This window comes from Aliivibrio sp. 1S175 (assembly GCF_001690985.1).
GTDB lineage: Bacteria > Pseudomonadota > Gammaproteobacteria > Enterobacterales > Vibrionaceae > Aliivibrio.
The window spans coordinates 89,736-112,384 of sequence record NZ_MAJS01000011.1; the positions used below are offsets into that span (position 1 = coordinate 89,736).

Annotated in this window: 23 protein-coding genes; 14 read left to right on the plus strand and 9 right to left on the minus strand. The window is 37.3% G+C overall.

Annotated features, from left to right (window positions below; genetic code table 11):
* Nucleotides 1–121 precede the first annotated feature (121 nt).
* Both A6E06_RS05660 and A6E06_RS05665 read left to right on the plus strand, forming a co-directional pair.
* Nucleotides 122–634, plus strand: coding sequence for a nicotinate-nicotinamide nucleotide adenylyltransferase (locus A6E06_RS05660; RefSeq protein WP_065593151.1), 513 nt, complete (start codon nucleotides 122–124; stop codon nucleotides 632–634).
* 6 nt (nucleotides 635–640) lie between these two features.
* Nucleotides 641–1,147, plus strand: a complete 507-nt coding sequence (locus tag A6E06_RS05665; RefSeq protein ID WP_065593150.1) for a hypothetical protein — start codon at nucleotides 641–643, stop codon at nucleotides 1,145–1,147.
* A 56-nt stretch (nucleotides 1,148–1,203) separates the two neighbouring features.
* Here the strand turns inward: A6E06_RS05665 and A6E06_RS05670 are convergent, their stop codons facing one another.
* Nucleotides 1,204–1,821: a hypothetical protein gene (locus A6E06_RS05670; RefSeq protein ID WP_065593149.1), complete on the minus strand. Its 618-nt coding sequence runs from the start codon at nucleotides 1,819–1,821 to the stop codon at nucleotides 1,204–1,206.
* A 181-nt stretch (nucleotides 1,822–2,002) separates the two neighbouring features.
* Here A6E06_RS05670 and A6E06_RS05675 point away from each other — a divergent pair, with 181 nt between their 5' ends.
* Nucleotides 2,003–3,106, plus strand: a complete 1,104-nt coding sequence (locus A6E06_RS05675) for a 1-acyl-sn-glycerol-3-phosphate acyltransferase (protein WP_065593148.1) — start codon at nucleotides 2,003–2,005, stop codon at nucleotides 3,104–3,106.
* Nucleotides 3,107–3,128: 22 nt separating this feature from the next.
* On the opposite strand, the gene A6E06_RS05680 is transcribed toward A6E06_RS05675, so the two are convergent.
* Nucleotides 3,129–4,052, minus strand: coding sequence for a LysR family transcriptional regulator (locus tag A6E06_RS05680; protein ID WP_065593147.1), 924 nt, complete (start codon nucleotides 4,050–4,052; stop codon nucleotides 3,129–3,131).
* A 38-nt stretch (nucleotides 4,053–4,090) separates the two neighbouring features.
* A complete protein-coding gene (locus tag A6E06_RS05685) occupies nucleotides 4,091–4,705 on the minus strand; it encodes a hypothetical protein (protein ID WP_065593146.1) in 615 nt (204 codons plus the stop codon).
* A 196-nt stretch (nucleotides 4,706–4,901) separates the two neighbouring features.
* Between A6E06_RS05685 and A6E06_RS05690 the strand changes: the two genes are divergently transcribed.
* Entirely contained in the window at nucleotides 4,902–5,108 is a 207-nt protein-coding gene (locus A6E06_RS05690) for a cold-shock protein (RefSeq protein WP_061005313.1), read from the plus strand.
* A 69-nt stretch (nucleotides 5,109–5,177) separates the two neighbouring features.
* Here A6E06_RS05690 and A6E06_RS05695 read toward each other — a convergent pair whose 3' ends face one another.
* Complete coding sequence (locus A6E06_RS05695; protein WP_065593145.1) at nucleotides 5,178–5,474, minus strand: YfcZ/YiiS family protein; 297 nt, start codon at nucleotides 5,472–5,474, stop codon at nucleotides 5,178–5,180.
* Nucleotides 5,475–5,933: 459 nt separating this feature from the next.
* Between A6E06_RS05695 and A6E06_RS05700 the strand changes: the two genes are divergently transcribed.
* The 9 genes from A6E06_RS05700 (at nucleotide 5,934) to pntB (ending at nucleotide 15,382) form a co-directional block, all read left to right on the plus strand.
* A complete protein-coding gene (locus A6E06_RS05700; RefSeq protein ID WP_065593144.1) occupies nucleotides 5,934–6,395 on the plus strand; it encodes a TetR/AcrR family transcriptional regulator in 462 nt (153 codons plus the stop codon).
* Nucleotides 6,396–6,493: 98 nt separating this feature from the next.
* Entirely contained in the window at nucleotides 6,494–7,861 is a 1,368-nt protein-coding gene (locus tag A6E06_RS05705; RefSeq protein ID WP_065593143.1) for a TolC family protein, read from the plus strand.
* Nucleotides 7,862–7,865: 4 nt separating this feature from the next.
* Nucleotides 7,866–8,843 carry an HlyD family secretion protein gene (locus A6E06_RS05710; protein ID WP_065593142.1) on the plus strand — a complete coding sequence of 326 codons (978 nt, stop codon included), beginning with the start codon at nucleotides 7,866–7,868 and terminating at the stop codon, nucleotides 8,841–8,843.
* Nucleotides 8,844–8,875: 32 nt separating this feature from the next.
* Entirely contained in the window at nucleotides 8,876–9,991 is a 1,116-nt protein-coding gene (locus tag A6E06_RS05715; RefSeq protein ID WP_065593141.1) for an ABC transporter permease, read from the plus strand.
* Nucleotides 9,992–9,994: 3 nt separating this feature from the next.
* The gene (locus tag A6E06_RS05720; protein ID WP_065593140.1) at nucleotides 9,995–11,095 is read left to right on the plus strand and encodes an ABC transporter permease; all 1,101 of its coding nucleotides are present in this window, start codon (nucleotides 9,995–9,997) and stop codon (nucleotides 11,093–11,095) included.
* A gap of 132 nt (nucleotides 11,096–11,227) precedes the next feature.
* Nucleotides 11,228–11,785, plus strand: coding sequence for an OmpA family protein (locus A6E06_RS05725; RefSeq protein ID WP_065593139.1), 558 nt, complete (start codon nucleotides 11,228–11,230; stop codon nucleotides 11,783–11,785).
* A gap of 116 nt (nucleotides 11,786–11,901) precedes the next feature.
* On the plus strand, nucleotides 11,902–12,177 hold the full coding sequence (locus A6E06_RS05730; RefSeq protein WP_065593138.1) for an HlyU family transcriptional regulator: 276 nt from the start codon (nucleotides 11,902–11,904) through the stop codon (nucleotides 12,175–12,177).
* Nucleotides 12,178–12,437: 260 nt separating this feature from the next.
* Nucleotides 12,438–13,994: a Re/Si-specific NAD(P)(+) transhydrogenase subunit alpha gene (pntA, locus tag A6E06_RS05735; protein WP_065593137.1), complete on the plus strand. Its 1,557-nt coding sequence runs from the start codon at nucleotides 12,438–12,440 to the stop codon at nucleotides 13,992–13,994.
* 11 nt (nucleotides 13,995–14,005) lie between these two features.
* Nucleotides 14,006–15,382, plus strand: coding sequence for a Re/Si-specific NAD(P)(+) transhydrogenase subunit beta (gene pntB / locus A6E06_RS05740; protein WP_065593136.1), 1,377 nt, complete (start codon nucleotides 14,006–14,008; stop codon nucleotides 15,380–15,382).
* Between the two features lie 376 nt (nucleotides 15,383–15,758).
* On the opposite strand, the gene gltS is transcribed toward pntB, so the two are convergent.
* The 3 genes from gltS to A6E06_RS05755 form a co-directional block, all read right to left on the minus strand.
* Nucleotides 15,759–16,982, minus strand: a complete 1,224-nt coding sequence (gltS, locus tag A6E06_RS05745; RefSeq protein ID WP_065593135.1) for a sodium/glutamate symporter — start codon at nucleotides 16,980–16,982, stop codon at nucleotides 15,759–15,761.
* Between the two features lie 219 nt (nucleotides 16,983–17,201).
* A complete protein-coding gene (locus A6E06_RS05750; RefSeq protein WP_065593134.1) occupies nucleotides 17,202–18,182 on the minus strand; it encodes a Solitary outer membrane autotransporter beta-barrel domain in 981 nt (326 codons plus the stop codon).
* A gap of 163 nt (nucleotides 18,183–18,345) precedes the next feature.
* On the minus strand, nucleotides 18,346–20,172 hold the full coding sequence (locus A6E06_RS05755; protein ID WP_065593133.1) for an ABC transporter ATP-binding protein: 1,827 nt from the start codon (nucleotides 20,170–20,172) through the stop codon (nucleotides 18,346–18,348).
* A 213-nt stretch (nucleotides 20,173–20,385) separates the two neighbouring features.
* On the opposite strand from A6E06_RS05755, the gene A6E06_RS05760 reads away from it, so the two are divergent.
* Nucleotides 20,386–21,357 (plus strand): GTP-binding protein, encoded by a 972-nt coding sequence (locus A6E06_RS05760; protein WP_065593132.1) that lies wholly within the window; start codon nucleotides 20,386–20,388, stop codon nucleotides 21,355–21,357.
* Nucleotides 21,358–21,428: 71 nt separating this feature from the next.
* On the opposite strand, the gene ylqF is transcribed toward A6E06_RS05760, so the two are convergent.
* On the minus strand, nucleotides 21,429–22,364 hold the full coding sequence (ylqF, locus tag A6E06_RS05765; RefSeq protein ID WP_065593131.1) for a ribosome biogenesis GTPase YlqF: 936 nt from the start codon (nucleotides 22,362–22,364) through the stop codon (nucleotides 21,429–21,431).
* Between the two features lie 64 nt (nucleotides 22,365–22,428).
* On the minus strand, nucleotides 22,429–22,608 hold the full coding sequence (locus tag A6E06_RS19535; protein WP_083190284.1) for an EAL domain-containing protein: 180 nt from the start codon (nucleotides 22,606–22,608) through the stop codon (nucleotides 22,429–22,431).
* Nucleotides 22,609–22,649 lie beyond the last annotated feature (41 nt).

Genomic DNA, 22,649 nt, shown 5'->3' on the forward strand with positions numbered 1-22,649 from the left:
TAATTAGAATAATCATACTGAATTTAACCAATTAATGACAGTTTAATAGGGGGATAGGATGGTCATCGACGAAATTTTCACTTATGCTAATTAATAATATCGAAAGTAAAGAGACCCATTAATGAAGATAGCTGTATTTGGTAGTGCCTTTAATCCCCCGTCCCTTGGGCATAAAAGTGTTTTAGAGCGGTTAAGTCATTTTGATAAAGTATTGCTAGTTCCAAGTATTTCTCACGCTTGGGGGAAATCAATGCTTTCATATGAAACTAGAATTGAGATGGTTTCGATATTTGTTAATGATCTAAATATGAATAACCTTGAGTTATCAACATTGGAAAAAGAGATCTATATCCCAGAACAAAGTGTGACTACGTTTTCTTTGTTAAAAAAGCTTCAAGAGTTACATCGTACCGCCGATATTACCTTTATCATTGGACCAGATAATTTACTTCAATTTAGCAAATTTTATAAATCAGATGAAATAGTACAACGTTGGAGTGTGATGGCTTGTCCTGAAACATTACCAGTAAGAAGTACGGATATTAGAACAGCAATACAAGATGGTGAGTCGATTGCTCACTTAACAACAAAGGGTGTAGAAAAATATATTTCTGCGCACCGCTTATACGAGTAGTTATTTATGAAAAGACAAGTCAGCTTATTAAGTTTGATGATTGCGATACCACTGCATGCGAGTGCAGAGGATAAAGCGACTTGTTTTCAAGAAAGTTATGACAGCTATTCTCGTCAAATTTATTCAAGTAATTCAAATTGTTTAATACCCTTATTCGAGGTTAATCAGTTCATTACTCAATTAACAGACATGACTCAGAAAATTGAAGATGATCTTTTTGAAGAAAGTTACTGGGATAAATGGGCTTACAGCACTGGTGATGATCCATTACTTACAGGGTATTTGAGTGATAGTGCAGTAGGGTTTACGGTTTGGCAACCTGAAGAATATTACGATAAAAAAATTGAAGAATTTAAATCTTACGGAGAATGGCTAGAAAGCTATGGTTTGCAATTAAGCTTAGCATTTGGCGGGGAAGATGAAGGTAAAACGCCTCGTTTCCGTATTGATTATCGCTGGCATGATAGTGCAGATGACCAAGTATTTATGCAGTTTGAGATTCCATTCCAATAATACACCTTGTTCGTGAATAACTGACTTTAGTCTTTCACGAACAATAGTGTTTCTGATTAAGCCAATATAGAGCAAGCCTGCAACAGAAAATCCACATTTCCAGAGAAATATCGTGCAGCAATCATGTCATTCTTCACACCTGATTTACGCATTTTATCTGCTTCTCGTACTTTTAACGCCATCATCATATCAGGAGAAACCGAGTATCCAGTGGTCGTCTTATTTTCTGTTAATGCCGATAAATAAGCGTTAATGCTTTTAGATTCGTCAGATAAATCAGTATGTAAAGAGGCTTCTAATAACTCATCTTGAATAACCAACAATAAACGTTGTTGAGCTTGCTCTAGCATCGTTGGTGATTGTAGTTTATTTAGGCCAGCGATAAGAAGAGGTGTCATCTCAACATAACCACCTTGATGAGGCAGAGATTCTCTTGTTCTAATAGAAAATTGAGTGGTCGAGATGGTTGAGTTAGGAACCACGGTCATGGCGCTTAGTGCATCAAAAGGTAACCAGAACGATTCACCAGGTAGCACTAAATATTCCCATTTTCCTAGGCGAATTAGAACCGCACCGGTTTGTACCGAAATTAACTCATAATGATTCTTTTTTTTACGAGCAGTATAAAGAAGATGAGAATGTGTCTCTGATTGAAACGTAATTGCGTTTTTCATAATAACCTCTAAATTTAAGCCCGTAACTTTACTGATTTTAGCTCAAAAATCAACGGATTCTCTGTGATAAGTATTATATTTAGTCATCAATGGTATGACCTCTGTAATTGATCACGTACAAGAGGGATAAAATCAAGTAGAATAGGCCTTACTTCCTTTTTCGGTAACCAGAAGTCTAAAAATGACCACACAAGATATCTATCAAGAAATTCGCCCGTATAGTGATGATGAAGTTCCTGCTGCAATTGAGCGTCTAATTTCTGATGATGAATTCATTACCGCGATCCTGCATTACAAGTTTCCATCAGCGTCTAAGTTTCTATTTTGGTTTTTAGCACCGTTACTTCGCTGTAAATTACGCAGTTCATTGTCAAAAATCACAACAATAGAAGATGTCCAACTTAACGTCGCGTCTTATTTAAATAAGACCGTTAAAAAGACAACTAATGGCATTACCTATACAGGATTAGATAAGCTAGACCCAAATCAAGCCTATTTGTTTGTCTCTAACCACCGTGATATTGCAATGGACCCTGCTTTAATGAACTGGGTTTTATATAACAATAAAATGCAAACGGTAAGAATTGCAATTGGTGATAATTTACTGAAAAAACCTTGCAGTACTGAGTTAATGAAATTAAACAAAAGTTTTATTGTTAAGCGCTCAGCTAAGGCTCCACGCCAAATGCTAAAAGCTCTTGGTCTTTTGTCCTCTTATATTAAGCATTCCCTAGAAACAAATAACTCAATTTGGATTGCTCAAAAAGAAGGACGAGCGAAGGATGGGAATGACTTTACCGATCCAGCTATTTTAAAAATGTTCCACGTTGAAGGTAGAAAGCGTAAAGAAAACTTTTCTGAATACATGAATAGTCTAAAAATTGTTCCTGTTTCTATCTCTTACGAAAACGATCCATTAGATGTTCAAAAAGCCAAAGAATTAAATGCAGTGGCAACACTTGGCTCTTATAAAAAAGGTGAGTTTGAAGATATAGATAGTATTATTAAAGGAATTATTGGACATAAAAAACGTATCCATATTCATTTTGGTGATGTTGTCATTTCTGCGCCAGAGTCTGCTGATGAATTAGCAGAAATGATGGATCAACAGATTAACCAGAACTATCATTTATTCCCAATTAACTATGCCGCAGCAAATGTTGAGTCGGATGACGTTACTGTTGAAGTTAAACGTGAGCTAGAAAACAAACTGGCACAATTGTCTTTAGAAGAGCAACCATTCTTACGTGCGCTTTATGCTAATCCAGTAAAAAACGCACAGTAATAACAGCAACAAAAGAATAGAATTAAAGAAATAGTTTTTTATCCCAATGAGGAGGGTTACCAACTTGTTGGGATAGAAAATCAATAAAAGTACGAACTTTTGGGGGCAAGTGCTGACGCCTAGGGTAGACTGCATAAATTGGCAATACCATGTCTGCTTTCCACTCCGTTAATAGACGAACCAAGCTTCCATTTTCAAATTCATCTTCCAACAAATAACTCGCTAAATACGAAATTCCCGCACCGGCTTTTGTTGCATCTAAAATGGCAGAGGCATTATCTATTTTAAAAATACTTTGAATCTTAACTACTTGATGAACGCCATCTCGAGTAAATTCCCACTCATTAAATTTACGTTCATTGCTCTGATAAGCGATGCATTTATGTTGTGCTAAATCAGCAGGACGAGAAGGTAGGCCATGCTGTTCAATGTAGCTAGGCGCCGCAGCGACAATGAAGCGACAATCAGCAATTTTACGAGCCACCATACCTTCTGGGATATTATCGTGAATGGCTATCCAACAATCTAATCCATCTTCAAGTAATTTTGGCTTGTGGTCAAAAAGACTGACGTCTAATTCTACTTCTGGAAATTGTGCTTGAAAATCAGCTAACGCATGAATTATATGGCGGTTGCCAAAAGATTGTGCGATACCGACTTTAAATACTCCAGAGATGCGGCCATGATGAGCATCAAGTAAAGCATCTGCTTCATAAGCTGTATCAATGAGCTTTTGACTGTATTCAGCGTATTGCTGGCCTAATTCTGTAATAGAGACTGAGCGATTATTACGTTGAACGAGTTGGCAATCTAGACGGGTTTCTAATGCTTTAATCTGTTTAGATACGTGGGATTTCGATATCCCCAATTTCTCGGCAGCACGAGTGAAATTTAACTCATTAGCTACTGTCGCAAAGATCACCATTTGATGTAGATTGTCTAACATTATTGCGCCTAAAGAAGAATGATGACTCTATTGTAATACTACTTAAAAATATAACCATCTACTTTTATTGATTCAGGAAAATCAGTAATTTGTTGGCCACCAAGGTAGATATTACCTTTCACAATCAGATCATCAGGCAGGGTGGTAACTTTCGAATACCCAAGGTATAGATTACCTTTCACGGTCAGTTGTTTCGGTAAGAGAGTCAAGGGCGTTCTAATCACGCTTAAATCCCCATTTACGGTTAAGCGTGGTGGCAATTTTGTGAGTCCGGAGCCTGCAAAGTTAATAAATCCATCAACCTTAATACCACGAGTGTAGCGTTTAAGTTGAGTTGTACCTGCTAAATTTAAATAACCTTTTACTTGTGTACCACGAGGGATTGTTTTGATTACTGTATTTGCTAGATTTAGATTGCCATCGACAATAAGCCCTTTCGGTAATTTAATTATCTTACTATTGGCTAGATTTACGTTACCTTTAAGCTCTAGATTATCTGGTAGCTCTGTATAATTTGTATTTCTTAAGCTGATATTCCCATAGCTATCAATATGATTAATAAGGCGATGTTTATTAAGTGTTTTAGCCATTGATAGTGGAGAGGTAGCACTTGATATAAAGATGATAATGAGAGCAATATTTAATTTAGACATATAAAAGGCAACTTAGGTTTATGGCTTACTTTCAATATCGGCAAGATAGGAAATAAGTTTAATTTCAAATCAGTGATAAGGGTCGTGTTTTTGCATTTTTTTTATGAAAATACATTTGATATAGTGAAATTCGGTATTTGATACCGGCGCGATAAATAAAGTCGCAAGTAATTAAATTTAAGATTAAGGAGACGTAATGTCTAAAGCAACTGGTACTGTAAAATGGTTTAACGAAGAGAAAGGTTTTGGTTTTATCGCACAAGAGAATGGACCAGATGTGTTTGCACATTTCAGCGCGATTCAATCAGAAGGTTTCAAAACGTTGAAAGAAGGCCAAGCAGTAACTTTTGATGTTGAACAAGGTCCAAAAGGCCCTCAAGCAAGCAATATTCACGCTGCTTAATCGGCATGTTACATAAAAAGGCTCTCATAAATGAGAGCCTTTTTTATATTGGACTATTATGCTTCTTTATTATCGAGTAAGAGAGCGTGTTTTCAATTCATAAATTAATTTTTCAGCACTGCAAGAAAACTTTAAACGAGCGTGTAGCTCTTTTTCATCTTCAGATAGTTTAATACTGTGTTCTACTTCGTCACATACTTCTTTTGCAAGAGACAAGTAATTTGCGAATTCGGTTTCTAGTTGTGCTTTGTTATCTGCAAAGATGCTGACTTCAGCAACATCATCGCCTTCTTTAATAATAAACCCCATTTCTGCGCTACAGCCACAAGAATCACACGGTACGTTTTGTTCAACTTCAGAAGTCATTTTTATATCCTTAGTAGTATCAATGTCTTTATATTATTCTTCTTTGTATCAGAAAACTATCATTTATAGTGGTATTGTTAGTAAATACGCATTAGTAACATTTAAGTAAATATTCCATTACAGTATTGTTACTTGGGATGAGAATCTCAAAATATGAACCTTTATGACAAATCTTTGTCATAATCCAGAGCGGTGTATTGTAATTCCATACTGTATAACGCAGAATGAATTAATAACGACTGGTTGCATGAGTGAAATAGTGATCTAAAATTCTGTTAAATAACGATTCTTAATTTTGAGGCATCATTAGCAGTTAGGTTACGATATGATATTTATCATGCAAAAAACTATAAAAAACAGACAAATGGAGTTGAATCTTATAAATTAACCCTATGAAATATTTAGTTAATTTTTATGATTGATTTCTTAATGGACTAATTACATTAGAAGAGCTTTATTATGCCAAAAAGAAGTAAAGAAGATACTGAAATCACTATCCAAAAAATCATGGATGCGGTTATTGATCAACTATTACGCTTAGGCTATGACAAGATGTCATATACGACGCTAAGCCAACAAACCGGTGTGTCGAGAACGGGGATTAGCCATCACTTTCCAAAGAAAACAGACTTTACTGCTGCATTAGACGGTCGTATTTTCCGTTTGTTCGCTGAACGTCTTGAGATGCAAGGTGATAAACAAGCATTTATCAACAGTTGGATAGCATCTCTAGAAGATGAACAATTCCGCGCAATTCTACGTCTTTTATTCCACCATATTGTTACTTCTGCGAATGCACATGAGTTTGCAAATAATGGTATTGAACGTCTATACGGTATGGTTGAAGATTTATACGGCGAAGAGAGTCGTAAAGATCTAGAGTGGCTAATTGGCTTATCTCTAATTCGTATGACGAAGTAATCATCTTTATTTTTTTAAAAGCTTATCGATACCCTCGATGAGCTTTTTTTTTGCATCCTTAACTGTTTAGAGTTTATACTCTATTAATTGGAGGGTTTATGCTTAAAATTTCACGAATATCTGCTTTATTTACAACATTATTTTCTCTGTCTGTGTGCGCTAAATCAGTCGATTTTGACAGCGCATGGCAAAATGTACTCAAAAATCATAATGGTATTGCTGCCGAGCGCGCTAATGTTGAGCGCCAGGAAGCGTTAGCCTCTGGCACTTCTGATCTTAATCTTCCTTCTATAACCTTAAGTGCAAATTATACTTATCTAGATGATGATGTTACGGTTTCTGGCCAACAGCTTATTGATAGTACAGGAACAAGTTCACCATTGCTCAGTCAATTAGTTGGTCCTGTTACGTCAACATTAACTGAACGTGATATTTTCACTAGCTCAATACGCGCTATCTGGCCAATCTTTACTGGTGGCCGTATATCTGCAGCAGAAAGTGCCGCTGAAGGTAAAACAGAAGAAGCTCGTAATCAATTATTAATGAAGCAACAAGCGTCTTATGAAGATCTGGCTAAGTATTACTTTAGCGTGGTTTTAACAAGTGAAGTCGTTAAAACTTACAGTGAAGTAGAGCAAGGTCTTGCAAAGCATCGTAATAACGCCATTAAATTAGAGCAGCAAGGCCAAATTGCTAAAGTAGAGCGTTTACAAGCTGAGGCTTCTTACGACAAAGCAAAAGTTGATTTACGAAAAGCTGAACAAGATCGCGATATAGCAAATGCAGCGTTAATACGTATGCTACAAGAAAGTGACGCCGTCACCCCTGAAACCACTTTGTTTATTAATAAATCACTTCCTCAACTTAATTCGTTTGTTGATAGCACACTAGATACGTATCCAGGCCTTGCATTATTAGATGCTAAAGAAGTTCAAGCTAAAAGCTTAGTTAAAGCAGAGAAAGGTCGATATTATCCAGAAGTGTATCTGTACGGTAACTATAATCTGTATGAAGGTGATAGTTTGTCTGCAGAAATTGCACCTGATTGGATGGTAGGAATAGGTATGAATGTTCCTTTATTAGATAACAAAGGACGTTCAGAAAAAGTAGTAGCAGCCCATAGTGCAATTCAACAAGTTCAGTATTTAAAAAAACAAGCGAAACAAGATCTTTCCTTACTGGTAGAAAAAACATATCGACAAGCACTTCAAGCAATAGATGAATATTATGGACTAGCGTCTAGTATTGAATTAGCTCAAGAAAATGTAATTCTAAGAGAGAAGGCATTTAAACAAGGGCTATCTACGTCATTGGATGTAGTTGATGCTGAATTATATCTAGCTAGTATTAAAACTCAACGTTCATTAGCATCGTTTAATTATGTCATTTCACTGGTTAAATTATTGGCATTAAGTAATCAAACTGATACGTTCGTTCAATATCAACTTCAAGCGAGACAAGGGTAATATAATGAGTACATCAAAGAAAATTTTAGGTGCCTGCGTTGTCATTGGTGTTATTAGTTGGGTTGGGTATAGCTTTTGGGCTGCGTATCAACCTCGACCTGAATTGTTGCAAGGGCAAATTGAAGCTGAACAATATAATATTTCGTCGAAAGTTCCTGGCCGTATAGAAAATATATACGTTAAAAAAGGCGAGATGATTGAAAAGGGGCAAGCCGTATTCTCACTGTATAGCCCTGAAATTGAAGCTAAACTAGCCCAAGCTAAAGCGGGTGAAGCAGCTGCGAGTGCGTTGGCTGAAGAAGCTGAACAAGGTGCAAGAATACAACAAATTGCAGCGGCAAAAGATCAATGGCAAAAAGCCAAAGCAGCAAACAAATTGCTTGAAAAAACCTATGCTCGTGTAAATAACTTATATAAAGATGGCGTTGTTGCTGAGCAAAAGAAAGATGAGACATATACTCAATGGCAAGCGTCAAAGTATACAGAAAGTGCGGCTTACCAAATGTATCAAATGGCAAAAGAAGGGGCTCGCTCTCAAACAAAACGTGCAGCCAATGAAAAAGTAAAAATGGCTATGGGTTCAGTTGCTGAAGTTGAAGCTTATGTAGCAGATACAAAAATTGACAGTTGGTATAACGGTGAAGTATCTCAAGTCATGCTTAACGCTGGTGAAATTGCACCTCAAGGTTTTCCTGTTGTTAGTGTGATTGATATTAAAAAAGCATGGGCTGTCTTTCATGTTCGTGAAGATAAACTAAAAAATTATAGAAAAGACCAACAAATAGATGTGTATTTGCCTGCATTAGATCAAACGGTTCCATTCACAATTACTCATATTTCTGTTATGGGTGATTATGCAACGTGGCGTGCGACTGATAATAGCCAAGGCTTCGATTTAAAAACATTTGAAATTGAAGCGCATCCTGTTAATGAAGTTCCTAATCTGCGAGTAGGAATGAGTGCCATAGTTAAACTTGATTAACTCAGCACATCAATCGGTTATAGTTGATTTTTATGAAAGCATTTTGGCGTTCTTATTGCTCAAATCCATGGTTAATTGCTGTTACTTTTGGTTTACCATTGGTGTTGTCGTTGATTATTTGGTGGGTATTCTCTGCATCTGTTGTCCGAGACCTGCCTATCGATGTGGTGGATCTTGATCAATCAAGTTTATCAAGAATGATCACTCGTGATTACGATGCGACACCTACACTAGCGGTTCGCTCTATTCAACCTAATACGTTGATAGCAAACCAGGCGCTAAAGAATGGTGATAATTATGGTTACATCGTAATTCCACGAGATTTTGAACGAGATGTATTATTAGGAAAGAGTCCACAAGTGTCCGGATTTTATAACGGACAGTTTATTCTTATAGCAAAGCAAATCAGCTCAGCCTTAATGCAAACGGACATGACGACACAAGCAAAATTAGCGGCTGTTAAAACATTAAGTACAAAGACGTCTACGTGGACTCACGCAATAAACTCAGCTGTACCTATCAAAGTCCAAGTAACGCCTTTATTCAATTTAGGCAGTAGTTATAATCAATTTTTGGTTTCTGCAATCTTACCTGCGATTTGGCAAATGGCTATTATTGTAGGGATGATTTGGGCAATGAAAAATGAAATGGTGCGCAGTAATAAGAATAGTATAAGAGAATGGTTTGACTCACAAACATTGAGCAGTATCGCGCAGTTTATCTGCGTGTATTTTATTGTTGGAATGTCATTAGGAGCAGTTCTGTTTTACTTCTTGTATGGTATTTTACAGTTCCCGTTTGATGCTCAAATAATCTCTTTTCTTGTGACGATGAGTGCAATGACACTGGCAAGTATTAGTTTAGGTACTGTAATTGGTTATGGAACAAACGACATAGTCAAAGCAATGAGTATATCGGGTGCTTATACTGCACCTAGTTTTGCCTTTCTTGGGGTTACTTTTCCGGTTACGGATATGAACGGTCTAGCTACATTCTGGCATTCTATTTTACCAGCAAGTCATTTTGTCCGTTCTCAAATAGAACAAGCTAACTATGGCTATGTTTTTAATCAAACATTATCTCATGTTGGCATTCTTTTGTTATTTACATTGCCTTTACTACTGCTTATTTCGCGACTAAGGAAGTAATTCATGTCATTTCTCACGTTAGTTAAAAATGAAGCAAAGGCTATATTCAGTAATAGTACGATTGTACTTGCGATGATCGGTGGCGTATTATTTTATGCATTTTTATACCCATTGCCTTATTTAAACCAAAGCCCTGAAGAGCAAAAAATCACCGTTGTCGACATGGATAAGTCAGACCTAAGTCGAAAATTTATTCGTATGGCCAATGAATCTCAACAACTCAATGTTGTTGAACAAGCTGAAAGCATAAATCAAGCAAAGCAACAATTTTTAGATAATACAGTGAGTGGCTTTCTCGTAATTCCTTACGACTTTTCAACTAACTTACAATTGGGTCAAGCGCCAACGGTCGCTTATGCCGGTGATGCATCGTACTTTCTAATTTATGGAACAATTATTGAGGGGTTAATGAAAGCGGGAGGAACTCTTGCCGCTGAATATCGTGTAGCAAATATGACGATAGATGGAACGCCTATTAATACTGCAATAGATACGTTTCAACCGTTTAAATCAAATTATGTTCCTGTGTTTAATCACAATATGGGTTACGTTCAATACGTCGTTCCTGCTGTTTTTGTATTAATTTTACAGCAGACATTATTAATGGCGGTAGGGGTTCGACAAAAAGCGAGCAAGGTATCTGAAAATACGACGTCACACTTAATCGTACGCTTTTGTATTTTCTTATTTTCTGAATTAATTCTGGCGTGTTTTTACTTTGGTGCTGTCTTTAACCATTATGATATCAGTCGCTTTGCAACGGCCTTAGAATTAATCGTTTTATTGGTTCCATTTATTTCATCGGTTATCTTATTAGGAATGTTGCTTGCTCGATGGATGCCAACAGCAGAAAGCCTTCTTTTGGTCGTTTTATTTAGTTCTATGCCTATCGTATTTAGTGCTGGGTTTATTTGGCCGACAGAACTTATACCTAGTTTAATAACTGACTTAATGCATTTATTGCCAAGTGGTTTTGCGATAAATGGCTTTTTGAAGTTAAATCAACAAGGTGCTGGTTTGCCTAGTGTGCTGTTAAATATGAGTGGGCTTTATGGGTTAAGCCTTCTTTATGCTCTCTTATTTTTTATCAGTAAACGAAAATAAATCTTAATTATGATACTGAGTAACAACACAATTTCAGATCAAATTGAAGTGTCTCGATTTCATTTTTACTGAGCAGGAAACTGTAATCGAAGTTTGTTAGATTATCCCATAGTTGGACTAGGGATTTATATAATGAAAAAACAAATACTGGGATTGATTATTGCGGCAAGCTTTTTAGTTGGCTGTCAAAGCACATCCGAAGATGAAATAGCGGCCATTAAAGAAACACCGACAATTGAAAGCTTTGTTGATTATCACAATGAGGAGTTAAACCAATTCATCACAAGTGATATGGGAAGTATTGCTCGAACGAATAACGAGATCGTCCTTCTTCTGAATGGAGATAAAAGTTTTGATTCTGGCAGTATTACCATAAAAGAAGAAAGCAAAAATGTCTTATCAAATTTAGCTAAGTTATTAAAAGATAAGCCTGAATCTGAAGTCTTTATTGCTGGTCATACTGATAGTCAAGGCAGTAAAAAGTTTAATATTTCACTGTCGAATAAACGCGCTGATTCTGTTCTAGATTTATTGACTAAAGAGGGTGTTGATTCAAATCGAATTAATACTTATGGTTTTGGTGAAGCGGAACCAATTGCAACGAACATGAGTGCTGATGGACGTAAAAAAAATCGCCGTATTGAAATTCGTATTACCCCAATCAGTGAAATGTTTGACGAAAAAGAATAACGATTAAATACTGAGCGTCATTGGTATCAATATCACCTAACTTATAATGAAATAGTTGTTATTTAAATCACTTATGGTTGGGGTATAATAAGCCTTATTTCAAAAAGGAAAATGAAATGGGGCTTTTTTCACGTCTATTTGGTTCTTCATCTAAGAAAGAACCTGTCATCGAAGCAATCGAATACAAAACCTACCTTATTTATCCTAATTCAGAAGCTGATGGTTCTCAGTTTCGTATTGCTGGCAAAGTAACAAAAGAGATTAATGGTGAGCTAAAAGAGCATCGTTTTATTCGTTCAGATGTGATTTCCTCAAAGAATGACGCTGATGAATTAATGCTTCGTAAAGCAAAAATGTTAATTGACCAGATGGGCGATTCAATCTTTAAATAAACGTAATAGAATTGATATAGATTAGAGTGTTGTTTGTTTTTTGCTCTATACTTATTCTTCAAAATCAATCAGTAACAAAAAGTGGTTCGACCTCTGCTTTGTCATCAAAATGTTGTTTTTTTACCTAATAGAGGTGAGAATAAGCAGATATTAAATTTAATGTAATGAAATTATGTCATTTTATTACAAAACACTTGAATTTATACTCTATGTCCGATAAAACGAGAGTATAAATTCATGCCAATAGCCAAGGAATAACTATGCAAATTGGTGTACCTAGAGAAGTATTCGCGGGTGAGACCCGTGTTGCTGCCACTCCTAAGACAGTTGAGCAGCTATTAAAGCTTGGTTTTACAGTTGCTGTAGAATCAAACGCTGGTATTTTAGCAAGTTTTGATAACTCAGCATTTGAAAAAGCAGGCGCAACGATTGTCTCTGTTGATGATGTTTGGAAATCAGAAATTATTCTTAAAGTAAACGCACCTCAAATCAACGAAGCAACAAACGTTGATGAGTTTGAATTACTTCAAGATGGCGCAAGTTTAATTAGCTTTATTTGGCCAGCTCAAAATGAAGATCTGCTTGCTAAATTAGCAACAAAGAACATTAATGTTTTAGCGATGGATTCAGTTCCTCGTATTTCTCGTGCACAAGCATTGGATGCGTTAAGTTCAATGGCTAACATTGCAGGTTACCGTGCAGTTGTAGAAGCGGCGCATGAATTTGGTCGATTCTTCACAGGTCAGATTACGGCTGCTGGTAAAGTTCCACCGGCAAAAGTTCTTGTCGCTGGTGCGGGTGTTGCTGGTCTTGCTGCTATTGGTGCCGCTGGTAGTCTTGGCGCTATCGTTCGTGCCTTTGATGTTCGTCCTGAAGTAAAAGAACAAGTGCAATCGATGGGTGCAGAGTTTCTTGAAGTTGATTTCAAAGAAAACTCTGGTTCAGGTGATGGCTACGCAAAAGAAATGTCTGATGAGTTCAACAAAAAAGCAGAAGAACTATATGCTGCTCAAGCTAAAGATGTTGATATCATTATTACAACCGCTCTTATCCCAGGTCGTCCTGCACCAAAGCTAATTACCAAAGCAATGGTTGATAGTATGCAAGCGGGCAGTGTGATTGTTGACTTGGCAGCCGCTAATGGTGGTAACTGTGAGTACACAGTAAAAGACCAAGTGATCACAACTGAAAATGGCGTAAAAATTGTAGGTTACACTGATATGGTTGGTCGTCTACCAACGCAATCATCGCAACTTTACGGTACAAACTTAGTTAACCTTCTTAAACTTCTATGTAAAGAAAAAGACGGTAACATCAATATCGATTTTGAAGACGTTGTTCTTCGTGGTGTAACTGTTGTTAAAGAAGGCGAAGTAACATGGCCTGCGCCACCAATTCAAGTTTCAGCTCAACCTCAAGCTAAGGCAGCACCAAAAGCGAAGGTAGCTCCGAAAGTTAAAGAACCAATGTCACCAATTAAAAAATTCGGAATGATTGGTGCTGGTATTGCTGCATTTGGTTGGGTAGCTTCAGTTGCTCCTGCTGCATTCTTAGCTCACTTTACCGTATTCATTTTAGCATGTGTGGTTGGTTATTATGTGGTATGGAATGTAAGCCATTCACTACATACACCGCTAATGTCCGTAACGAATGCCATCTCTGGAATCATCATTGTAGGTGCATTACTGCAAGTAGGTCAGGGTAATGGTGTTGTTTCATTTTTAGCATTTATTGCAGTTTTAATCGCGAGTATTAACATATTCGGCGGATTTGCTGTGACCAAGCGTATGCTTGAAATGTTCCGTAAAGATAAGTAAGGGGTAGAATAATGTCAGCAGGATTAGTTCAAGCAGCCTATATTGTATCTGCCGTTCTATTTATCATGAGTTTAGCAGGTCTGTCTAAACAAGAAACCGCACGTAACGGTAACTACTACGGTATTACTGGTATGGCTATTGCTTTAATCGCGACTATTTTTGGTCCTGATTCGGCGGGTACAGGTTGGATCCTCGTTGCGATGGCAATGGGTGGCGCTATCGGTCTTTACTATGCTAAGAAAGTTGAAATGACTGAAATGCCAGAATTAGTGGCAATTCTTCACAGCTTTGTTGGTATGGCTGCGGTGCTTGTTGGTTACAATAGCTATATTGATCACGGTGAATTAACTGGCGCACTACTAAATATTCATTTAGTTGAAGTGTTCTTAGGTATCTTCATCGGTGCAGTAACATTTACAGGTTCTTTGGTTGCATTTGGTAAATTACGCGGCGTGATCAGCTCGTCGGCACTTCAGTTACCACATCGTCATAAATTAAACCTAATCGCATTAATTGCTTCTGCCGCACTTCTTTACTACTTCGTTAGTGTTGAAGGCAGCATGTTTGCAATTATCTTAGTGACTCTAATTGCCTTTGCATTTGGTTACCACTTGGTTGCTTCAATCGGTGGCGCAGATATGCCAGTGGTTGTATCTATGCTTAACTCATACTCTGGTTGGGCAGCAGCAGCAGCAGGTTTCATGCTATCAAACGATCTTCTGATTGTTACTGGTGCGTTAGTTGGTTCTTCAGGTGCGATTCTGTCTTACATCATGTGTAAAGCAATGAACCGTTCTTTTATCAGTGTTATCGCTGGTGGCTTCGGTCAAGATGTTGTTGCATCATCTGGTGATGAAGAGCAAGGTGAACACCGCGAAACAACGGCTGAAGAAGTTGCAGAAATGCTTAAAAACTCTAAGTCAGTAGTTATCACACCAGGGTACGGCATGGCTGTTGCTCAAGCTCAATATCCAGTTCATGAAATTACAGAAAAACTTCGTGCGCAAGGTATTAATGTCCGTTTTGGTATTCACCCAGTTGCAGGTCGTTTACCTGGACACATGAACGTATTACTTGCAGAAGCAAAAGTGCCTTACGATATCGTTCTTGAAATGGATGAGATCAATGATGACTTATCTGAGACAGATACGGTTCTTGTTATTGGTGCGAACGATACAGTTAACCCAGCAGCGATGGAAGATCCAAACAGTCCAATCGCAGGAATGCCAGTTCTTGAAGTGTGGAATGCGAAAAACGTAATCGTATTTAAACGCTCTATGAATACAGGTTATGCTGGTGTTCAAAACCCACTATTCTTTAAAGAAAACACTGAGATGCTTTTCGGTGATGCTAAAGAAAGTTGTGTAGAGATCAGTAAACACCTTTAATATTCGTATTAATTGATTAGCGAAAAAATCCCCGTCAACTCTGTTGGTGGGGATTTTTTATGTGCAGTCAAAAGTAAGTTAAGAGAAAGGTTTTTTATGTGAGTATCGAATGATAGGCATAAAACTATTTCATCGAATTATAGTCACCAATTGAAGATGGTAGGTGGGGTAAAAGGTGAGGGATGTTAACTGCCTTATTTAAGGTACTATTTTTGATGGATGTTGCGGTGTATTAAAATATAGCTCATGAGATTAGAGGTTTAATATATCAAAAAAAGGGCGAATGCGTTCGCATAGGCCCTTTCTGTTTTGTTCAAGTATAAAAATCAACGTTTATACGATGATAACATTATCTGAATACTTTGTTCCTTAACCACTACCCAATAAAGCTAATGTAGGTTTGTAGGATGATTAAATTCACTATATCAATGAAGAATGCACCTACAATTGGAACCACCATAAATGCTTGTGGTGATGGGCCAAAACGAGATACAAGTGACCCCATATTCATCACTGCCGTTGGTGTCGCGCCTAAACCAAAACCACAATGACCACCTGCAATTACAGCAGCATCATAATTTGACCCCATCACTCTAAAAGTAACAAAGTACGAAAATAGTGCGAGTACGACGGTTTGAACCGAAAGAATAACGAGTAATGGGATAGCTAAATCAAAGATATTCCATAATTTTAAACTCATTAGAGCCATTGCTAAAAATAAAGCAAGAGAAACCGTACCTAAAATATCAACCGTTTCGGTATCAATCTTATGAGCTTTGGTTATTTCTGTAATATTCGTAATAAATACGCCAATGAATAACGCATAGACAAAATCAGGTATTTTTAACCATGAAATATCAAACGTTGCAACGAAATCACCAAGATAGCCAGCACCAACGACACAAAGCAAAAGAACAAAGAGTGTTTCGATTACTTTCTTAGCTGTAATCTTATCTTCCTCACGCTCATTGTAAGTGACAAGTTCAGGGAAACGGCTATGTGTATCAACACCAGTACCATATTCTGATTCTAGTTTGTGTTTATGGATCAGTTTTTGTGCAATTGGACTTCCAATTAAACCACCCATAATTAGACCAAAGGTCGCCGAGGCCATTGCTAGCTCAAGTGTGTTTAAATGATAAGTCTCAGCAAATGTTTGAGACCAAGCAGCACCTGTTCCATGACCGCCTGATAGGGTAATTGAACCTGCAATTAATCCCATGAGAGGGTCTAGTCCCATCATACTTGCTAAACTTACCCCAATTCCGTTTTGGATAATGATATAAACAGAAGCAACGGCAAGGAAAATGAATACTTTCGTTCCCCCCTTGATTAATTGCTTATAGTTGGCAGCCAAACCGACTGTACTAAAGAACATTAGCATGAATGTACTTTGTAAAGGCAGTGAGAACTGTAAGTTAACCCCTTTAAAATGGAGGGCAGTGATAGCAAACGCGACGATTAACCCGCCAACAATTGGCTCTGGGATATTGTATTTTTTAAATAGCACAACTTTTGAATTGACCAAGTGTCCGAGAAAAAGAACTGCGATGGCAATTAAGAATGATTCAAGTGCGCCAATAGATAGAGTGTTTGTCATAGAACTCCTAAGTTGAAATATCAATCTTTTAATTTCGTAACATAAACGGCGTTATCGAAAGAAAATGAAGAATAAATGTATTTTAATGCATTATTCCAAATGATATTGTCTAATTTCAGGGACTGATAGTAGCACTTTTATCAATGCTATTGGGTTGCGGTAAAGTAAAATATATAGATCTGGCGTTGCTGATATAGATTAATCTAGGGTAATTGGTGACTATTCATCGTAAAAAAGAACAATACTTCCCCCACGTAAGGCACTGCCTACGTTAAAAGTGAATCCAATGCCTACATTATCAACCAGTGATATCCATTTTCTCGTATCGATTAACCATGCAATATTGAATTCATAATAGTAGTCAGTACCAAGAGTATCATTGACATCACCACCAAGATCTACTCGTTTTGCTTTTAAGTATAGAACCTGAGCAAAGCGATTCCAATGAGCCATGTTGTATCTTAATTGTAAGCTGTTTACAAAGCGCCATACCTCTGGGTTGACGTCTGAACTAAAATCAGCAGAGCCTCCAAAACCTTGACCATAAGCGTAATGATAGCTGTTGTTAAAACGCCATTCACCCCAGTCATTTTCTTTTTTATATTCAAATGTTAGTTTAGGTTCAATAATGAAGGTGTTACTTGTTAAATTGTAATAGGTTCCATCAAGGTAAGGAGAAAAAGACTGGCTAAAACTAGAGTTATACGTATGGGTATTTTTGTAGTGCATTAGGTGAAGCGCATTACCAAATGAAATTGTCCAATCTTTATAAAATTCATAGCTTTGAGCGTATTCGGCGTATAAACCGAATATTTCATCTACATCTGAATCTGGAGAGGCTTTGTCTCCAACTTCAACATCAACATCAGTGTTAACGTAAGACGCACGCACTGTTATATCATGAGACCACAATGAGTCAGGATCATCGGTTAATTCAAATGTGTAAGGAAGAGCATATACAGTTAATTGATTACGAAGTTCAACAGAGTTAGAGCTGCCAATACTGTCGTTATCCTTTTCTAAGTAGTTATTTGGATTAAAATCCGCGATCCCGAAGGTAATCATGTTGCTATCAGATAAAACGAGGGAGGTGGCAAACGCCTGCTCTACTTGTCTTTCTGGCGTGAGCTTACGAGCAACAGCCTTCTCTATTACGAGGGGTAATAACAATATAATAAGAAGAGAATGTAATCCGCGCAATGTTTCAAGCCTTTTGAGAATATATACACATAATGTAGTGGATAAAATAAGAATTATCTACAATAAATCAGAATCTTATCAATCATTTTCGCAAAAGTAATACTTATAAAATGAAAACACAAAAAGAAAAATCAGATTGTGTCTTCATTTATAAAGTTATGACTTAATCACTAATAAAACCGCCGGTTTGATGGTTCCATAGTTGAGCATAGATACCGCCCAATTGAACTAACTCTTTATGTGTGCCTTGTTCTACGACTTTACCTTGATCCATCACCAATAGTCTGTCCATTGCCGCAATAGTTGATAGTCTGTGAGCAATGGCGATAACGGTTTTTCCTTCCATTAGCTCATCAAGGCTATCTTGAATTGCCGCTTCAACTTCGGAATCTAAGGCTGAGGTTGCTTCATCTAAAATTAATAACGGAGCATCTTTGAGTAGAACTCGAGATATAGCAATACGTTGACGCTGACCACCGGACAGTTTTACTCCACGCTCACCGACTTGTGCATCGTAGCCTTTTTTACCATTTGAGTCGGTTAATGTTTCGATAAACTCGTGAGCTTGAGCTTGTTTGGTTGCCATAAATAACGCTTCATCACTTGCGTCAGGTCGACCGTATTTGATATTTTCTCTGATTGAACGGTGTAATAGGGAGGTGTCTTGACTTACCATGCCTATTTGGCTGCGTAATGAATCTTGAGTTACATCTCTAAGATCATGACCATCAATAGAAATAGATCCTGATTCAATATCATGGAAACGAAGCAACAAGTTTACTAATGTTGATTTACCAGCACCAGAACGTCCCACTAGACCTATTTTTTCTCCTGGTTTTATATCAAGATTTAGATTATTGATAATTCCCTTGTTCTCGCCATAATGGAAGTTAACATTCTTAAATTGAATATTTCCATGTTTAACAGAAAGCTCTGTGGCATCGGGTTTATCATTAATGGTAATTGGTTTGGATAAAGTATTCATTCCATCTGTCACCGTACCTAGATTTTCAAATAGAGAACTTATTTCCCACATGATCCAATGAGACATACCATTGATACGTAACGCTAAACTGATCGCAATCGCAATAGCACCAACAGATAGCTCATTATCAATCCACAGCATGATAGAAACTGCAGTAATTGAGAAAACCAATAAGTAGTTAATGATCTCTACAGAGATATTAATGCCAGTTGCTAAGCGCATTTGTTTATGAACCGTCACTAAAAAATCGTCCATGCCTTCTTTTGCGTATTCAGTTTCACGCTTACTATGGCTAAACAATTTGATCGTATTGATGTTGGTGTAACTGTCAACAATGCGTCCTGTCATTGTAGAACGAGCATCGGCCTGCTTCTCTGAAACGGCTTTCATTCTAGGAACAAAGTAAAACTGAATCGCAATGTATGCCGCAAGCCAAACAAGCATAGGCAACATAAGACGCCAATCTGCTTTTCCGACCATCACAATCATGGAGGTAAAATAAACTGAGATATAGATAAGGACATCAAGTAGCTTCATTACGGTTTCACGGACCGCTAATGAAGTTTGCATGACTTTTGTTGCAATACGACCAGCAAAATCATCTGAATAAAAAGAAACACTTTGTTTTAAAAGGTATCGATGCGCTTGCCAGCGAATAGCCATTGGATAATTACCCAATAACGTTTGGTGTGTAATTAATGAATGGATCAAGATTAAAATTGGCATTCCAATAACAACAAGAATACCCAACCACATTAAGGTTTGTCCTTCCTGTGCTAAAAAGGTCTCTCTGTCATGAGTGGATAACCAATCAACTAATTGTCCCATAAACCCAAAAAGAGAGACTTCAACCATGGCGATGATAGCACTAAGTGCTGACATGCCGATTAAAGGAACTCCGAACCCTTTGGTGTAATGGCGACAAAAAGCATACAACCCTTTTGGTGGTTGTTCTGGTTCTTGTTCAGGGAAAGCGGTAGTTATCCGCTCAAAGAAGTTAAACATACATTAAGCCTTTAATTATTATATTGTTTAAATTATTGTTAAAGTGGGTTTGGCGAGAAATAACAGAGTATTTCTATATGGTTTTAACATAACTCAAAAGCCAGATTTATGTAATTTATTTTATACATTATCAATAAGTTTACCTAAATAATTAGCGTGATGAGACGCAGTAGAGGTATCATCAAAAGGTTTTTATTAATTGCGAGCATTGTTATGAAAAAAATACCAACCAATATCATCACGGGTTTTCTTGGTGTCGGGAAGACGACCACTATTTTACAACTATTAAAAAATAAGCCAGAAGGTGAGTCTTGGGCTGTTTTAGTGAATGAATTTGGTGAAGTCGGTATCGATGGTGCTTTTCTAACAGAAAGCGGAGCGATGGTAAAAGAGGTTCCGGGTGGTTGCATGTGTTGTACTGCCGGTTTACCGATGTCTGTTGGTATTAATGCATTATTACGTCAAAAGCCAGACCGTTTGATTATTGAACCTACAGGGTTAGGTCATCCCAAGAAAATCATAGCGATTATTCAATCTGAGCATTACGAAAAATACATTGATTTGAAATCAACCATTGGTCTTGTTGATCCCCGTAATCTGTCCAACGAAAAATACACAAGCAATCAGAATTTTAATGACCAGTTAAGTATCTCTGATGTGGTTGTTGCGACTAAGATGGATATTGCGTCAGAGTATGATGAATGTTTATTCTCTTCATGGGCAAAATCATTACCACACCAGCCTAAATTCACCACTATTAATCATGGTGAGCTGCCTTTACATTGGCTAGATGAAAATCGTACAGTTGAAATAACGATTGAAGAGCATCACCACCACCATGCAGAGCAAGAAATTGTTGAAATGGTGTTAGAGCCGGGACAAAAATTCTGTCGTAAAGAAAATAAAGGGCAGGGTTATGTCAGTTGTGGTTGGTTCTTTGGGGCTGAATCTGTATTTGATTTTGATGAATTGTTTTCAATGTTATCGGCACTTACTGCTGAACGTGTTAAAGCTGTAATTAATACTAACAAAGGGTTTTATGCATTTAATGTCGCTAATGGTGTCGTTTCAGTCAATTTATTGAGTATTGATGGAATGGAATCAAAATTAGAGGTAATCGATACTCAGTTATTACCTTGGGATCAATTAGAAGAAGTGCTATTGAGTTTACTTATTGAAGAGTAATAGGTAAGTGAGCAAAAAAAGAGAGACTAACTTAGGGTAGCCTCTCTTTTTATTTATGAGTTAAAAAAGAATTAACGTTTGTTTTTTAAGTAACGCTTACGACGTTCTTCTTTTTTCTTAATTTGTTGCTCAACTTTAAGCGCAGCTGCAATTTCAACAGCTTCAAGTTCTGCTGGGATCATTTCTGGAAGTTCCAGAGTTAATTGACCTAATGTGCCCGAACGAAGTTCATGAAGAAGAATTTCAGACGCTTTATAGATATTAATTCGCCCACCAGTTTGTAAACAACCACGGCTACGACCAATCGCTTCCATTAGTTCTAAATCATTATCTGGTAATTCATCCAAGTTGTAGCGTTCTTTTAAACGCTCTGGATATTGTTTTGCTAAGTACTCAACAGTATAGAAAGCGACTTCATCGTAATCCATTGCTGTATCTTTTACAGCACCAGTCGCAGCAAGACGGAAACCACTGTGTGGATTTTCAACTTTAGGCCATAAAATGCCAGGAGTATCAGAAAGAACAACCCCATTTTGCAAATTAATACGTTGCTGACGACGAGTTACTGCTGGTTGGTTACCGGTTACCGCAATCATACGTCCTGCTAACGTATTAATGATGGTTGATTTGCCAACATTGGGAATACCCATAATCATGGTACGAACGTTTTTTCCCATGGCTTCACGGTGCGGAACCAATTTACGACATCTTTCCATAATCTTATGGATTTCATCGGGGTTGCTGGTTGTCACTGCCATTGCTGTGACGCCTTGCTCTTTCTCAAGGTGTTCAATCCAAAGTTGAGTCGCTTCAGGATCGGCTAAATCACGCTTGTTCAAAACTTTAATACAAGGCTTGTCTTGACGTAGAGAGGCGATCATTGGATTCTCACTACTGAAAGGGATACGAGCATCAAGTACTTCGATGATCACATCCATTTTAGGGATCACTTCAGCGATCTCTTTTTGAGCTTTATGCATGTGACCAGGGAACCATTGGATGGACATAGCGTGAATCCTTTAAAAATCAAAAACGCTATTTTAACGGCAAAGTCAAAAGAGTAAAGGGAAGTTACGCAGCTTGGTGATTTTGTTGTTGTAATGGCAAAGGTTTACCCAATAAAAAGCCTTGAAAATAATCAATACCGAGTAATTTCATATCTTCATATTGTTTGGCGGTTTCAACGCCTTCAATAACAATCAATGCATTTTGATTTCTGGCTAGGGAGATTGCAGAAAGAATAGGTTCAATATCGCCATTTTCATACTTAAGATTATCTAGTTACAACTAAT

Excerpts from the sequence above, each read along its gene's own strand:
- A6E06_RS05660 (WP_065593151.1), top strand. The coding sequence starts at position 122 with ATGAAGATAGCTGTATTTGGTAGTGCCTTTAATCCCCCGTCCCTTGGG.
- A6E06_RS05665 (WP_065593150.1), top strand. The coding sequence starts at position 641 with ATGAAAAGACAAGTCAGCTTATTAAGTTTGATGATTGCGATACCACTG.
- A6E06_RS05670 (WP_065593149.1), bottom strand. The coding sequence starts at position 1,821 with ATGAAAAACGCAATTACGTTTCAATCAGAGACACATTCTCATCTTCTT.
- A6E06_RS05675 (WP_065593148.1), top strand. The coding sequence starts at position 2,003 with ATGACCACACAAGATATCTATCAAGAAATTCGCCCGTATAGTGATGAT.
- A6E06_RS05680 (WP_065593147.1), bottom strand. The coding sequence starts at position 4,052 with ATGTTAGACAATCTACATCAAATGGTGATCTTTGCGACAGTAGCTAAT.
- A6E06_RS05685 (WP_065593146.1), bottom strand. The coding sequence starts at position 4,705 with ATGTCTAAATTAAATATTGCTCTCATTATCATCTTTATATCAAGTGCT.
- A6E06_RS05690 (WP_061005313.1), top strand. The coding sequence starts at position 4,902 with ATGTCTAAAGCAACTGGTACTGTAAAATGGTTTAACGAAGAGAAAGGT.
- A6E06_RS05695 (WP_065593145.1), bottom strand. The coding sequence starts at position 5,474 with ATGACTTCTGAAGTTGAACAAAACGTACCGTGTGATTCTTGTGGCTGT.
- A6E06_RS05700 (WP_065593144.1), top strand. The coding sequence starts at position 5,934 with ATGCCAAAAAGAAGTAAAGAAGATACTGAAATCACTATCCAAAAAATC.
- A6E06_RS05705 (WP_065593143.1), top strand. The coding sequence starts at position 6,494 with ATGCTTAAAATTTCACGAATATCTGCTTTATTTACAACATTATTTTCT.
- A6E06_RS05710 (WP_065593142.1), top strand. The coding sequence starts at position 7,866 with ATGAGTACATCAAAGAAAATTTTAGGTGCCTGCGTTGTCATTGGTGTT.
- A6E06_RS05715 (WP_065593141.1), top strand. The coding sequence starts at position 8,876 with ATGAAAGCATTTTGGCGTTCTTATTGCTCAAATCCATGGTTAATTGCT.
- A6E06_RS05720 (WP_065593140.1), top strand. The coding sequence starts at position 9,995 with ATGTCATTTCTCACGTTAGTTAAAAATGAAGCAAAGGCTATATTCAGT.
- A6E06_RS05725 (WP_065593139.1), top strand. The coding sequence starts at position 11,228 with ATGAAAAAACAAATACTGGGATTGATTATTGCGGCAAGCTTTTTAGTT.
- A6E06_RS05730 (WP_065593138.1), top strand. The coding sequence starts at position 11,902 with ATGGGGCTTTTTTCACGTCTATTTGGTTCTTCATCTAAGAAAGAACCT.
- pntA (WP_065593137.1), top strand. The coding sequence starts at position 12,438 with ATGCAAATTGGTGTACCTAGAGAAGTATTCGCGGGTGAGACCCGTGTT.
- pntB (WP_065593136.1), top strand. The coding sequence starts at position 14,006 with ATGTCAGCAGGATTAGTTCAAGCAGCCTATATTGTATCTGCCGTTCTA.
- gltS (WP_065593135.1), bottom strand. The coding sequence starts at position 16,982 with ATGACAAACACTCTATCTATTGGCGCACTTGAATCATTCTTAATTGCC.
- A6E06_RS05755 (WP_065593133.1), bottom strand. The coding sequence starts at position 20,172 with ATGTTTAACTTCTTTGAGCGGATAACTACCGCTTTCCCTGAACAAGAA.
- A6E06_RS05760 (WP_065593132.1), top strand. The coding sequence starts at position 20,386 with ATGAAAAAAATACCAACCAATATCATCACGGGTTTTCTTGGTGTCGGG.
- ylqF (WP_065593131.1), bottom strand. The coding sequence starts at position 22,364 with ATGTCCATCCAATGGTTCCCTGGTCACATGCATAAAGCTCAAAAAGAG.